Source organism: Nocardiopsis sp. CA-288880 (assembly GCF_050955985.1).
In the GTDB taxonomy this organism is placed as follows: domain Bacteria; phylum Actinomycetota; class Actinomycetes; order Streptosporangiales; family Streptosporangiaceae; genus Nocardiopsis; species Nocardiopsis tropica.
Map to the genome: position 1 here is coordinate 2,080,926 of NZ_CP192105.1, position 13,194 is coordinate 2,094,119.

9 protein-coding genes are annotated in these 13,194 nt (G+C 74.8%); 5 read left to right on the forward strand and 4 right to left on the reverse strand.

The window, feature by feature from the left end; genetic code table 11:
• Nucleotides 1–39 precede the first annotated feature (39 nt).
• The 5 genes from ACQPYD_RS09100 (at nucleotide 40) to ACQPYD_RS09120 (ending at nucleotide 8,958) form a co-directional block, all read left to right on the forward strand.
• Nucleotides 40–1,614 (forward strand): alpha/beta hydrolase, encoded by a 1,575-nt coding sequence (locus tag ACQPYD_RS09100; protein ID WP_433702002.1) that lies wholly within the window; start codon nucleotides 40–42, stop codon nucleotides 1,612–1,614.
• A gap of 142 nt (nucleotides 1,615–1,756) precedes the next feature.
• Nucleotides 1,757–3,367, forward strand: coding sequence for an alpha/beta hydrolase (locus ACQPYD_RS09105; protein WP_433700568.1), 1,611 nt, complete (start codon nucleotides 1,757–1,759; stop codon nucleotides 3,365–3,367).
• A 204-nt stretch (nucleotides 3,368–3,571) separates the two neighbouring features.
• Nucleotides 3,572–5,698 (forward strand): multicopper oxidase family protein, encoded by a 2,127-nt coding sequence (locus ACQPYD_RS09110; RefSeq protein WP_433700569.1) that lies wholly within the window; start codon nucleotides 3,572–3,574, stop codon nucleotides 5,696–5,698.
• 683 nt (nucleotides 5,699–6,381) lie between these two features.
• Nucleotides 6,382–7,884, forward strand: a complete 1,503-nt coding sequence (locus ACQPYD_RS09115; RefSeq protein ID WP_433700571.1) for a UDP-N-acetylmuramoyl-L-alanyl-D-glutamate--2,6-diaminopimelate ligase — start codon at nucleotides 6,382–6,384, stop codon at nucleotides 7,882–7,884.
• 213 nt (nucleotides 7,885–8,097) lie between these two features.
• On the forward strand, nucleotides 8,098–8,958 hold the full coding sequence (locus ACQPYD_RS09120; RefSeq protein ID WP_433700573.1) for a MerR family transcriptional regulator: 861 nt from the start codon (nucleotides 8,098–8,100) through the stop codon (nucleotides 8,956–8,958).
• Nucleotides 8,959–9,039: 81 nt separating this feature from the next.
• On the opposite strand, the gene ACQPYD_RS09125 is transcribed toward ACQPYD_RS09120, so the two are convergent.
• From ACQPYD_RS09125 to zwf, 4 genes are all read right to left on the reverse strand, one after another.
• Nucleotides 9,040–9,642: a pyridoxamine 5'-phosphate oxidase family protein gene (locus ACQPYD_RS09125; protein WP_433700574.1), complete on the reverse strand. Its 603-nt coding sequence runs from the start codon at nucleotides 9,640–9,642 to the stop codon at nucleotides 9,040–9,042.
• A gap of 159 nt (nucleotides 9,643–9,801) precedes the next feature.
• Nucleotides 9,802–10,548, reverse strand: a complete 747-nt coding sequence (gene pgl / locus ACQPYD_RS09130; protein WP_355013467.1) for a 6-phosphogluconolactonase — start codon at nucleotides 10,546–10,548, stop codon at nucleotides 9,802–9,804.
• Nucleotides 10,545–11,471: a glucose-6-phosphate dehydrogenase assembly protein OpcA gene (locus ACQPYD_RS09135; protein ID WP_267949021.1), complete on the reverse strand. Its 927-nt coding sequence runs from the start codon at nucleotides 11,469–11,471 to the stop codon at nucleotides 10,545–10,547. The genes pgl and ACQPYD_RS09135 overlap by 4 nt, the downstream gene beginning before the upstream one ends.
• 28 nt (nucleotides 11,472–11,499) lie before the next feature.
• Nucleotides 11,500–13,065, reverse strand: coding sequence for a glucose-6-phosphate dehydrogenase (gene zwf / locus ACQPYD_RS09140; protein ID WP_433702003.1), 1,566 nt, complete (start codon nucleotides 13,063–13,065; stop codon nucleotides 11,500–11,502).
• Nucleotides 13,066–13,194: the final 129 nt, after the last annotated feature.

Genomic DNA, 13,194 nt, shown 5'->3' on the forward strand with positions numbered 1-13,194 from the left:
GTCGGGGGAGGCACGGGAGCGGGGGCGGCCCCGAGGGCGGTGCCGGCGGGGGCCGCGGCCGCGGTGCTGCTGCTCGCCGGGTGCTCGTCCGCGCCGCCCGGGGAGGAGGGGCCCTTCGCCGGGCAGGAGGTGCGCTGGCGCACCTGCTACGACGAGCGGCAGGTCGGCGAACTCGCCGGGTGGGGGGCCGACGCGGCCTGGCTGGAGACCCTGGAGTGCGGGACCGTGGCCGTCCCCCTGGACCACGACCGGCCCGACGGGACGGTGCTGGAGATCGCGCTGATCAGGGCCCCCGCCACCGGCCCGGCGGAGGAGCGGCTGGGGTCCCTGGTGCTCAACCCGGGCGGCCCCGGTGTGTCGGGCATCGAGATGCTGGACTTCCCGTACTTCGGCGACGAGGTCCGCGCCGCCTTCGACCTGGTCTCCTTCGACCCCCGCGGCGTGGGGGAGAGCGGGGGCTTCGCGTGCGGGGACCGGTACGTCCTGGACGACGCGTTCCGGCGCGTCGCGGACACCGACCCCGAGGACCTGACCGACGTGGAACTCCAGCCGCTGGAGGACGCCGCCCGCCGCTACGCAGAGGCGTGCACCGAGGCGGTGGGGGAGGAGTTCCTCGCCCACCTGGGCACGGTGAACGTCGTCCGCGACCTGGACGTCGTCCGCGACGCGCTGGGCGACGAGCGGTTGAGCTTCGTGGGCTACTCGTACGGCACGCACATCGGCGCCCTCTACGCCGAGATGTTCCCCGCGAACACGCGGGCGCTGGTCCTGGACGGCGCCGTGGAGACCGAGCTGTCCAACGCGGGGATCGCCCTGGACCAGGTGGCCGCCCACCAGAACACCTGGGACATGTTCGCCGCCCACTGCGCGGCGGAGGCCGACGGGTGCCCGTTCGCCGGCGCGGACCCCGGGGAGGGCGGCGCCGACGCGCGGATGCAGGAGCTCCTCGCGGGGCTCGACCGCGAACCCGCCGAGGTCGAGGGCATCCCCGTCGACGGCGAGACCCTGCTCCAGATGATCGGCATGGAGCTGTACCACGAGGAGAGCTGGGACTACCTGGCCGCCCTCCTCGCCGCCCTCGCCGCGGACGACGGGGAGGGGACCGCGCGCCGCCTCGGTGAGCTGTACGACAACACGTTCGGCAAGTACGAGGACGTCGACCCGGAGGACGTCGACCCCCGCATGGAGCACCAGGACGCGAACGCGGTGTTCACCGCCGTCAACTGCGCGGACCGCGCCGACCCCGAGGACGTGGCGGCCTACCGGGACGCGGCCGACCGCGCGGCCGGGCTGTCCCCGCTGTTCGGCCCCGACCTGGTGTGGGAGCAGCTGCCGTGCGCGTACTGGCCGGAGAGCGAGGAGGCGCCCACGGGGATCACCGCCCCGGACGCCCCGCCGATCGTCGTCATCGGGACCGTCGGGGACCCCGCCACCCCCTACGCCTGGGCCGAGGAGCTCGCGGACCAGCTGGAGACGGGCGTCCTGGTCACCTACGAGGGGGCGGGGCACACCCTGTACGGCAAGGAGCGCAGCCCCTGCGTGGACCGGCCCGTGGACGCCTACCTGCTGACGGGGGAGGCGCCGCGTTCCGGTCTCACCTGTCCGCGCGCCTGAGACGTGGACGGACGCCCGCAAACAAGACCGACTGTTTACCTCCCGAACGGAATGTTACCGTCCGTGATCGGTGTGTTCTCCGCTGAAATGGTGCGAAAGGCCCCGGCAGCGGCCGGTCGGCGCTGACGGGAACGGAGCCACGGTGCGGACAAGGCGCTGGTGTACGGGTGCTCTCGGGCGGTTCGGCGGAGCGCGCGCCGTCCTCGGGGCCGGGGGGCTGGCGGTCGTCCTCGCGGTGACCACGGGTTCCGCGCGGCCGCCCGCCGACGCCTACGTGCCCCTTCCGTTCTACGGCCAGGACATCGCGTGGAGCCCGTGCTTCACGCAGGCGGAGCTGGACGCGGTCGACGCCGACGCGGGCGGGGGCACCCCGCCGTGGATGGCGCAGCTGGAGTGCGGCACCCTCACGGTCCCGGTCGACTACGGCAGCCCCGACGGGGAGACGGTCGGGATCGCGCTGGCCCGGAGGCCCGCGCACGGCCCGGAGTCGGAGCGCCGGGGGTCGCTGGTGGTCGACTTCGGGGGGCCGGGGGTCTCGACGGTGGACGGCATGCGCAACCCCTTCCTGGGGGAGCGGGTGCAGGCCTCCTTCGACCTGGTGGGGTTCGACCCCCGCGGGGTCGGGCGGAGCGGGGGCCTGGACTGCGACGGGTCGCAGGCGTGGGAGCGGGAGCTGGAACGCGTGGCCCCCGGGGACCCCGCGGCGAGGACCGCCGCCGACCTGCGCGGGCTGGGCGAGGCCGCCGAGGCCTACGGGCGCAGCTGCGCGGAGGCCGTCGGCGGGGGGTTCCTGTCGCGCATGGGCACCGTCAACGTGGTGCGCGACCTCGACGTCCTCCGCGACGCCCTCGGGGACGAGGGGCTGACGTACGTCGGCTACTCGTACGGCACCCACGTCGGGGCCCTGTACGCCGACATGTTCCCCGACCGGACGAGGGCGCTGATCCTGGACGGGGTCGTGGACACGGCGCCCTCCAACGCCCGGCTCGCGGTGGAGGTCCAGGAGGCCTTCCAGGACTCCTGGGAGATGGTCGCCGAGCACTGCGCCCGGACCGTGGAGAACTGCCCGTTCACGTCGGGCCGGGCCGCGGTGAAGGAGACACCGGCCCTCCTGGAGCGGTTCGACCGGGACCGGCCGACCGTGCGGGGGCGGACGGTCACCGGCGAGATGCTGGCGGAGATGGTCGCCACCCAGCTCTACGACGAGTGGACCTGGGACTACCTGGCCGGGTTCTTCACGGACCTGGCCGAGGGGGACACCGGGTCCGAGACCTACCGGCGGTACCTGGAGTACATGTACGACCGCGCCTTCGGCCGGGAGGCGGACGAGGACGCGGACGCCTACACGGCCGTCATGTGCGCGGACCGGGACGACCCGGAGGACCTGAGCGCCTACCGGGAGGCCGTGGAGGAGGCCGAGCTGCGCGCCCCGCTGTTCGGCGGCGCGCCCGTGTGGGCGACGGCCTCGTGCGCGCGGTGGCCCCTCGCGGAGACCGGCGCCCAGGAGTTCACGGCGTCCGCGGCCCCGCCGATCGTGCTCGTCGGCAACGCGGGGGACCCCGCGACCCCCTACCGGTGGGCGCAGCGCATGCACGCCCGGCTGACGACCTCCGTCCTGGTCACCTACGAGGGCGGCGGCCACACCGTGTACGGCAGGGGCAAGAGCGCCTGCGTGGACAACCCCCTGGACGAGTACCTGATCAGCGGGAAGGTGCCCGAACACGGCCTGAGCTGCCCCCAGGTCCTCGTCTAGGCCGCGCCCGCGGCCGCCTGCCGCTCCCGCCCCGGGCGGACCGCGGCGCCGCCCTCCCCCGACGCCGTCCGGCGACCGGGACCCGGCCGGCGGTCCGTCCGCGGACGGACCGCCGGAGGCCGGGCCCAGGGGGCCGGCGCGCCCGACACCGGCGCGGGAGGGGGACCGCCCGCGCGAGCCGTTCCGACCACACGGAGGATGACCATGGCCGACCTGCCCAAGCAACTCGGACTGACCCCTTTCAAGGACGCCCTGCCCGTCCCCGCCGAGGCCGACCTGTCCGAGAAGGGCCCCGACGGGGTGGCCCAGGTGACGGTGCGGCTGAAGCGGACGAAGGTGAGCCTGCACTCGGAGCTGGACGTGCGGGGCGAGCCAGCCACCGAGGCGTTCGCCTACGACGGGACGGTCCCCGGGCCGACCTTCGACGTGGCCAGGGGCACGCGTATCCGGGTGATCTGGGAGAACGCGATCACGACCGGCGAGAAGTACCCCGTACGCCACATCTGGGTGCCGCCGAGACCGCCCGGCACCCCCTCCCGGCCGGGCAGCGAGGGCGCCGCGACCGCGACCGCCGTCGAGGCGATCCGTCCGTGGAGCGTCACCCACCAGCACGGCGGCTACACCGACGGGGGGAGCGACGGGTGGACGGACGACGCCGTCTACACGGGACGCGCCCAGCTCTCGGAGTACGCCAACGACCAGCCCGGCACCCTGCTCTGGTACCACGACCACGCGATGGGGATCACCCGGTGGAACGTCTTCGCCGGGCTGTTCGGGGCCTACATCCTGCGGGACGAGGACGACGAGGCGCTCACCCCCACCAGCGGCGAGGACGGCGGCACGGTCCACGAGGTCCCGCTCATCCTCGGCGACCGCAACCTGGAGACCACGGACGGCAGGCCCGGGAGCCCGCCCACCGCGCGGCTCCTGCACAAGGTGGTCGCCCTGGCGGACGGCCCGGCGACCGGTACGGGCAGCGACGGCGTGGATCCGGACGACCCCACCACCTGGCCGTCCACGCTCCCCTTCACCGGGCCCTACCAGACGGTCAACGGGAAAATCTGGCCGTATCTGGAGGTGGAGCGGCGCTGGTACCGCTTCCGGGTCCTCAACGGGGCCAACGCCCGCACCTACACGCTGAGCCTGTTCAAGGAGGACGACAGCGGCAACCTGACCGCGCCGACCCCGGAGGAGGTCCGCGGGGCGGTGCTCCAGGTCGGCACGGACAGCGGGCGGCTGGGCAGGCCCATCGACCTCGGGGGGCGGCTGACCGTCTCCCCGGCCGAGCGGGCCGACCTCCTCGTGGACTTCAAGAAGTTCGGGACGGAGGCGGGGAAGGCGTCCCGGCTGCGGCTGGTGATGGTCGACGACGAGGGAAGGCCGACCCGCGGCGAGCTCTTCCCCGCCGTCATGCAGTTCCGGGTCTCGGCGACCGGGGTCACGGACTCCTTCACGCCTCCGGCCAACCCCGCGCTCAAGGCCGGCTACGTGAGGGTGACGCACGACGACCACCCCGACCACGGCCACCGGATGGTGCTGATCACGCAGCCGGACGCGTTCGCGCACCCCAAGTTCCTGGAGCTGGAGCACGTGGCGGCGCCCGGTGACCACTCCCCGCACACGGCGGGGGCGCACACGGCGCACGCGGACGACGGACACGCGGCGCACCCCGCGGGGGACCACATCCGGATCCGGGACCACTCGGGGCGCCTGCGCACCTACCGCAAGGCCGCCTCGACCTTCATGGACACGATCAACTTCGTGGTCCCGCTCGACGGGTGGGAGATGTGGAGCTTCCTCAACCTCGGGGGCCCCATGCACCCGATGCACATCCACCTCACCAGGTTCCAGGCGTTGCGCCGCGACACCTACGACGTCTCGGGCTTCGACCGGGTGAGCGAGACCACCCGGCACCCCCTCGCCTTCGCGGGGGCGGGCGTGGTCAACCCGGACGAGGAGGGGTGGAAGGACGTGATCCGGGTCGGGCCGGGGACGATGGTGAGCGTGATGGGCCGGTTCACGGGAGGGACGGGCCGGTACATGTACCACTGCCACCTGCTCGAACACGAGGACATGGGCATGATGCGCCCGTTCAACGTGGCGCCCCCGGAGATCGCCCGGTTCGGCCACACCATGGGCCACGGCGCCGCGGCGACGGCTGTCCGGATCGCCCGGGACGCGGCGGGCCCGGAGGAGCTCCTGCGGGAGGGCCTGCTCCGGGCCGCCGGACGCGAACTGGGCGTGTCCGGCCGTGACCCGCGCCTCGTCGAAGGGGCCGAACCGCAGGTGCCGGACGCCGGGGCGGAGGAGTCGGAGGGCGAGCGGGAGTGAGGCCCGCCCCCCGCGGGCCGGGCCCCGTCGGCCGGGCCCGTGCGGGGGCGGACGCGTGTCGGGGCGGGGCCGCCCTGTTTCCGGCCCGGTCGCCCTCCCCGCCCCGCACGGCTCCGCCGGCCGCCGCCCCACGCCCCCGGGCGGGTGCTGCCCCGCCGCACGTCTCCGGGCGGGCGCTGCCCCACGTCCTCGGGCGGGCGCTGCTCCGCCCCACGTCTCCGGGCGGGCGCTGCCCCACCCCGCGCCCCCGTACCGGCGCTCCGCCCGCCGCGGTCCGCGACCGGGCGCGTACACTCGGAGCATGGCCGGTACTCGCGCGTGTGGACAGGGTTCACCCCTCGCCGCCCCGTGCCGTGCCCCCTCCGCCGTCACGGGCTCGACCTGCGCCGTGCCCGAGGCCCCCCGTACCGGGCTCCGGGCTCTCCACGGCCACGGCTAGCGACCTTCACCCGCGGTTCCGGCCGCCTCCACCGCGTCGTCCCCGTGGCCCCCGTGCGCCACGGTGCGCCGCGCCCCCTCCCACACGGTGCGCCGCCCCCTGACCGGGAGCCGCGCCCGCCCCTCACCGGGCCCGCCACACCGCACCACCGTTCCCTGCTCCGCCGGCCCGCGGCATCCCGTCGGCCGTGCCCACCGGCGCCGCCCGTGCGAACGGCGCGCGCCACGCTCGAAGGGAACCCCTCGTGAAGCTGAGCGAGCTGCTCGAAGGCCATGACCACCGGATCCTGCACGGCGACCCGGACACCCGGATCACCGCCGGTCCGTGCCTGGACGCCCACCGGGTGTCCCCGGGATCCCTGTTCGTCGCCGTGCCCGGACACGAGGAGGGCGGGACCGACGGCGTCGCGTCCGCCCTCGCCCGGGGCGCGTCGGCCGTCCTCGTCGAGACCGGGCCGTCGGACCCCGCGTCCCGGTTCGCGCCCCAGGGCGCCTGCGTGGTCGGGGTGGCCGACGCCCGTGTCGCCGCGGCCCTCGTCTCCGCCCGCTACCACGGGCACCCGGGCCGGGGGATGGACGTGGTGGCGGTCACCGGGACCAACGGCAAGACCTCGGTGTCGTCCATGTACGAGTCGCTGCTGCGCATCTCCAAGGGGGCCCGGGTCGGTGTCATCGGCACCTCCGGCAGCCGCACCGGCGGCGACCCCGTCCCGATGCCCCGTTCGGTGCTGAGCACCCCCGAGGCCCCCGACCTCCAGTACATCCTGGGGCGCATGCGCGACAGGGGGACCCTCAGCGTGGTGCTGGAGGCCACGTCGATGGGCCTGCTCCACCACCGTGTGGAGGGCTCCTCCGTGGACGTCGGGATCTTCACCAACCTGACCCAGGACCACCTGGACGACCACGGCACCATGGACGACTACCGCGACGCCAAACTGCGCCTGTTCCAGGGCATGTGCCGCCACGCCGTGGTCAACGCCGACGACCCGGTCGGTGCGGCGATCCCCGCCATGATGCCCGGCGCGGTGACGACCTACGCCATCGACGCGGAGGCCGACTACCGGGCGACGGACCTGGAGGTCGACGCCTCGGGGACGCGCTTCGTCCTGCACCACGGCGGCCGCGGGTATCCGGCGGCCATCCCGGTGCCGGGCCGCTTCTCGGTGTCCAACGCGCTCGCGGCCCTGGCCGCCTGCCACTGGTTCGGCCACGAACTGGGCGCCCTCGTGGACGCGCTCGAGCGCATGCCGCAGATCCCGGGCCGGTTCGAGCGCTTCGAGGCCCCGCACGGGGTGTCCGTGGTCGTCGACTACGCCCACTCGCCGGACTCGCTGGACAAGGTCCTCCGGACGATCCGCGGGTTCGCCCGGGGGCGGGTCCTCACCGTCTTCGGCTGCGGGGGCGACCGCGACACGACCAAGCGCGCGCGGATGGGGGAGATCGCGGGAACCCATTCCGACCTGTGCTTCCTGACCTCGGACAACCCGAGGTGGGAGGACCCCGAGGCGATCATGGACCAGGTCGCCCCGGGGCTCGCGGGGACGGGCACCCCGTACGAACGGGACGGGGACCGCCGTGCGGCCATCTCCGCCGCCCTGGCCTCGGCCGGTCCGGGGGACGTCGTCCTGCTCGCCGGCAAGGGCAGCGAGCCGTACCAGATCGTCGGCGGCGCAATGCTCCCCTTCGACGACATGGCGACCGTCCGCGAGCTCTCCCGGGCCCGGGCCGCGGTGCACTCGGGGGCGTGAGGGAACGCGGCCCCGGGAGCGCGGCGGCGGGGCTGCGACCGTCCCGCGTCCGGCCGCCGAGGAGGCCGCGGCGCGCGGCGGGGGAGCGCCCCCTCCGCGGCCGCCGTGACGGGCGCCGCCTCCCACACGGTGGGGGCCCGGGCCCCCGGGCGGCGGGAGGACCCGCGGCCGCGGGCTTGACCTTGCGGTTACCGCAACCCCGAGACTGGCGGTATGAGCCTGTCCATCAAGGAATTCAGCGAGATGAGCGACCTGTCCCCGCAGACGCTGCGCTTCTACCACTCCGAGGGGCTGCTGGTCCCCGCCGAGGTCGACGGGGAGACCGGGTACCGCTACTACTCCATCGAGCAGGTCGCGACCGCCGTGCTGGTCACGGCGCTGCGCGGCGCCGGTATGAGCGTCAAGGACGTCCGCCGCGCACTGGAGGCCCCCGACACCGCCGCCGCACTGCTGGAGGAGCACACCGGGGCCCTGCACCGCCGGCGCGGGGCCGAGGACGAGGCGATCGCCACCGCCCGCGCACTCCTCACCGACCCGCCCGGGGTCCGGCGCGGGGAGGCGCCGGGGACGACGGTCCTGTCGAGGACCGTCCCCCCGGTCGCCGTGGAGCGGCGAGGGGGCCGGCCCGACCAGTACGACTGGGACGCGGTCACCGGAGCCGTCACGGCCACGGTGGCGGAGCTCGGCGCCCTGGCGGCGGAACACGGCGCCGCCGTCACGGGCGCCCCCTGGTTCGCCTGGTCCGGGGAGACCGCCGAGCAGAGGGAGAGGGCACTCACCCCGGAGGGCCCGCACTGGGTGGCCAAGGTCCCGGTCGCCGCAGGGGCCGAGGCGCTGGCGGCCCTGGCCGGGGAGGTCGAGGTGCAGGACTTCGAGGCCAGGGAGGAGCTGTCCATCCGCCTCCCGGGCCGGAACTCGACGCCCAAGTACGCCATGGCCCACCTCCAGCTGTTGGCGCACACACCGGAGGGCCTCTTCCCCGACCACTCGTGCATGCGCCACATCCTGCACGGGGACGGGACGGAGACCGCCGTGCGCCTGCGCCCGCTCGGTGAGGCCGGGGACGTCACCTGAGCCACGCGGCCGGGGCGCGGGGAAGGGTCCGCGCGCGGTGCCCGCCACCCACCGTGCCCGTGCTCCCGCGCCCGGCGCCCCTCAGGCCCGGGTGCGGGCGTCCTCGGGCGTCCCCGCCTCCGGACCGGACGGCTCGGGCACGCCGGACAGGCCGTCGATACTGGTGGCGTTGCGTGTCCGCCAGTAGTCGGTGAAGTAGGAGGGATCGCGGCGTTCGTGGTAGCGGTCCAGCAGGTCGCGGTCGCCGCGCACGTCCATCAGGGGGACGGAGAAGCCGCACGAGTCGGAGACGCGGTGGACGTCGACCACGATGACCGCCCGCTGCCCGAGTGTGCGCTCCTTGGGGAAATGGGAGCGGAGGTCCTCGAACCCGGCCTCGGAGGGCAGGACGGCACGCCCCCGGCCGTGGAGGCGGACGATGTTCGGCGGTCCGTCGAAGGCGCAGAACATCAGCACGATGCGGCCGTTCTCCCGCAGGTGGGCGATGGTCTCGGTGCCCGACCCGGTGTAGTCGAGGTAGGCCACCCGGTGCTCGCCGAGCACGGCGAAGGTGCCGTCCATGCCCTTGGGGGAGACGTTGACGTGGCCCTCCGCGCCCAGGGGCGCCGTGCCGACGAAGAACACCGGCTGGTCGAGGAGGAACCGGGCCAGCCGTGGGCCGATGGTGTCGTGGATGTTCGCCATGGCGGCCATTCTGGCAGGAGGGGGCGCCGCTGCCCGGGGCGGGACCGGCCGGATGCGGCCACCGGGCGCGCCCCGGGCGCCGCCGCGGCCCGCTCCGGGGCCGGACACGCGGGCGCCCCGGCCGGAAACGGCCGGGGCGCCCGCACGCGCCGTCGCGCGCTACAGCTCGGAGGCCGCGGCCTCGTCCACCCAGAACACGGTCCTCTCCGCGCCGCGGGCGCCGGCCACCGGGGCCTCGTCCACGCTGCCCCCGGCCAGCCCCAGGCGCACGGCCTCGGCCTTGCCCTCGCCCGAGGCCAGCACCCACACCTCGCGGGCCGCACGGATGGAGGGCAGCGTCAGCGTCACCCGCTCCGCCGGCGGCTTGGGCGAGTCGCGCACCGCGGCGACGGACGCCTCGTCCTCGCGCACCCCCGACAAGCCGGGGAACAGCGAGGCCACGTGGGCGTCGGGGCCGACCCCCAGCAGGCACACGTCGAACACGGGCACGGGACCCTTCCCGCGCGCCGCCACCGCCAGCTCCCGGCCGTAGCGGGTCGCCGCGTGCTCCACCTGGCCCCCGTCCAGCCCGTCGGAGGCGGGGATCGGGTGCACCTGGTGGCTCGGCACGGAGATCGAGTCGATCAGCGCCGCGCACGCCTGGGTCTCGTTGCGCTCGGGGTCCTTGTCCGGCAGGTAGCGCTCGTCCCCCCACCACAGGTGGACGTGGGCCCAGCTGATCCCGGCCTCGTTGGCGTGGTCGCGCACCGCCTCCAGGGCGCGGATGCCGATCCCGCCACCGGTCAGGACGAGGTGGAAGTCACGCTTGTCCGCCTCGGCCTGGACGATCATGTTGACCAGCTTCAGCGCGACGCTGTCGGCCAGCCCCGCGGCGTCCGCGTGGCGGACGATCTCCGGTTCGCTCATCCTCGTGCTCCGCTCTCCGCGAGCAGCGGACCCAGGTGGTGGGCCGCGCTCTCGTAGGTCTCGTCGGCGTCCAGGCGGCGCAGCTCCTCGGCGAGCGCCAGTGCGGCGCCGCGCCGTGCCAGCGCCACCGTCTGGTCCGGCTGCCCGAACCGCGACAGCGTGGCCACCCTGCCGTCCACCCGGGAGACCGCGATGTCCCCCTCCGAGGTGGTCAGCCTGACCTCGGTCAGCCCGGGGCCGTGGGAGACGGCCCGTTCCACGGGCGCCTCCAGCCGGTCCGACAGCCACGCCGCCAGCAGTTCGGCGCTCGGGTAGTGCGCCTCGGCCGTCACCCTCGCCGAGTTCACCCACCCGCACGGCTGGTCCATGGCACTGGCCAGGAGCGAGCGCCACGGCGTCAGCCGGGTCCAGGTCAGGTCCGTGTCGCCCGGGCGGTAGTGGGCCACCCGCTCCACGAGGTCCCGCAACGGGTCGGGGGCGCGCAGCGCGTCGGTGATGCGGCGCTGGGCCAGGCGGCCCACGGGGTCGGCGGCCGGGTTGAGGGGGCCCGCGCCCGGCCACCACGCCACCACGGGGGCGTCGGGGACCAGCAGCGGGGTGACCACCGAGTCCGCGTGCTCGCCGAGCGGACCGTACAGCCGGAGCAGCACGGCCTCGCCCGGCCCGGAGGTGCCGGGTCTGCGGATCTCGGCGTCGATGGCGGGTTCGGCGTCGGGGTCGCGCCGGATCAGGGCCACCACGCGCGAGGGGTGCTCGCGGCCCGCCTCGGTGGCGGCGCGCACGGCGTCGTAGTGGTCGGCCTCGTCGGTGACGATGACCAGGGTCAGCACCATGTTCATGGCGCCGCCGCCGACGCTGAGCCGCTCGGACATGAGCGCCTCGGTGATCTGCGACGTCGTGGTGCGCGGCAGGTAGAGCGTCATGGGTTCCTCCCCGCGTGGTCGTGGCTGGTCACGGGCGCCGCCACTGGCGGCCGTCCCTGGCGAGCAGGTTCTCGGCGGACTCCGGGCCCCAGGTGCCCGAGCCGTACTGCTCGGGCCGGCCCGACGCGGCCCAGTACTCCTCGACCGGGTCGAGGATGCGCCAGGAGAGCTCGACCTCCTCCTGCCGCGGGAAGAGGGGCGGGTCGCCGATGAGCACGTCCAGGATGAGCCGCTCGTACGCCTCGGGGCTGGCCTCGGTGAAGGACTGCCCGTACGTGAAGTCCATGCTCACGTCACGGACCTCCATGCTCGCGCCCGGCACCTTGGAGCCGAACCGCAGCGTGACGCCCTCGTCCGGCTGGATGCGCAGCACCAGGGCGTTCTGCCCCAGTTCGCTGACGTCGGTGCGCGGGAACATCTGCTGCGGGGCGGCCTGGAAGACCAGGGCCACCTCCGTCACCCGCCGGCCCAGCCGCTTGCCGGTGCGCAGGTAGAACGGCACCCCCGACCAGCGGCGGGTGTCCACCGCCAGCTTCAGCGCCGCGTAGGTCTCGGTCACGGAGTCGGAGGGGATGCCCTCCTCCTCCAGGTAGCCCCGCACCGCCGCGCCGCCCTGCCATCCCGCGGCGTACTGGCCGCGGGCGGTCCCGGTTCCCAGGTCCTCCGGCAGCGACACCGAGGCCAGGACCTTCTCCTTCTCGGCGCGGATCGCGTCCGCGCTGTAGGAGATCGGCTCCTCCATGGCGACGAGGGCCAGGAGCTGCAGGAGGTGGTTCTGGATGACGTCGCGGGCCGCGCCGATTCCGTCGTAGTAGCCCGCGCGTCCGCCCACGCCGATGTCCTCGGCCATGGTGATCTGCACGTGGTCCACGTAGCTGCGGTTCCACAGGGGCTCGAACAGGGTGTTGGCGAAGCGCAGCGCCAGGATGTTCTGGACCGTCTCCTTGCCGAGGTAGTGGTCGATGCGGAACACCGACGACGGCGGGAACACGTCGTCCACCACCGCGTTGAGCTCCTGCGCGCTCTCCAGGTCGTGGCCGAACGGCTTCTCGATCACCACCCGGCGCCAGGGGGTGACCCGCAGGCCGCCCCCGCCCGCGGGCCCGTCGTCCTCGCCGGGCTCGGCCAGGCCGGACCGCTTGAGCTGCTTGACCACCGTCGGGAACAGCTTGGGCGGCAGCGAGAGGTAGAACGCGTAGTTCCCGCCCGTGCCGCGCACCGTGTCGAGCTCGCGCACGGTCTCCGCCAGGCGGTCGAACGCGTCGTCGTCGTCCAGGTCGCCCTGTACGAACCGGACGCCCTCGCTGAGCTGGCGCCACACGTCCTCGCGGAACGGCGTGCGCGCGTACTTGCGCACCGCCTCGTGCGCCTGCTCGGCGAAGTCCTGGTCCTCCCAGTCGCGGCGGGCGAACCCCACCAGGCCGAAGCCCGGCGGCAGCATCCCCCGGTTGGCGAGGTCGTAGATCGCGGGGAGGAGCTTCTTCCTGGCCAGGTCGCCCGTGACACCGAACAGCACCAGCACGCTGGGGCCGGCGATGCGGGGCAGTCTGCGGTCCAGGGCGTTGCGGAGCGGGTTGGGTACCGCTCCGGGCATCACCGGTTCTTTCACAGGTCTCTTCCTTCTGAGAGCGGCCGGTGGGCGGTGGCCGGACGCCCGCGCCTCCGGGGCGCGGGCGGCGACGGGGACCGGGGGTGGGGGCCCTCCCGGGCCCGCGGCCCGGGA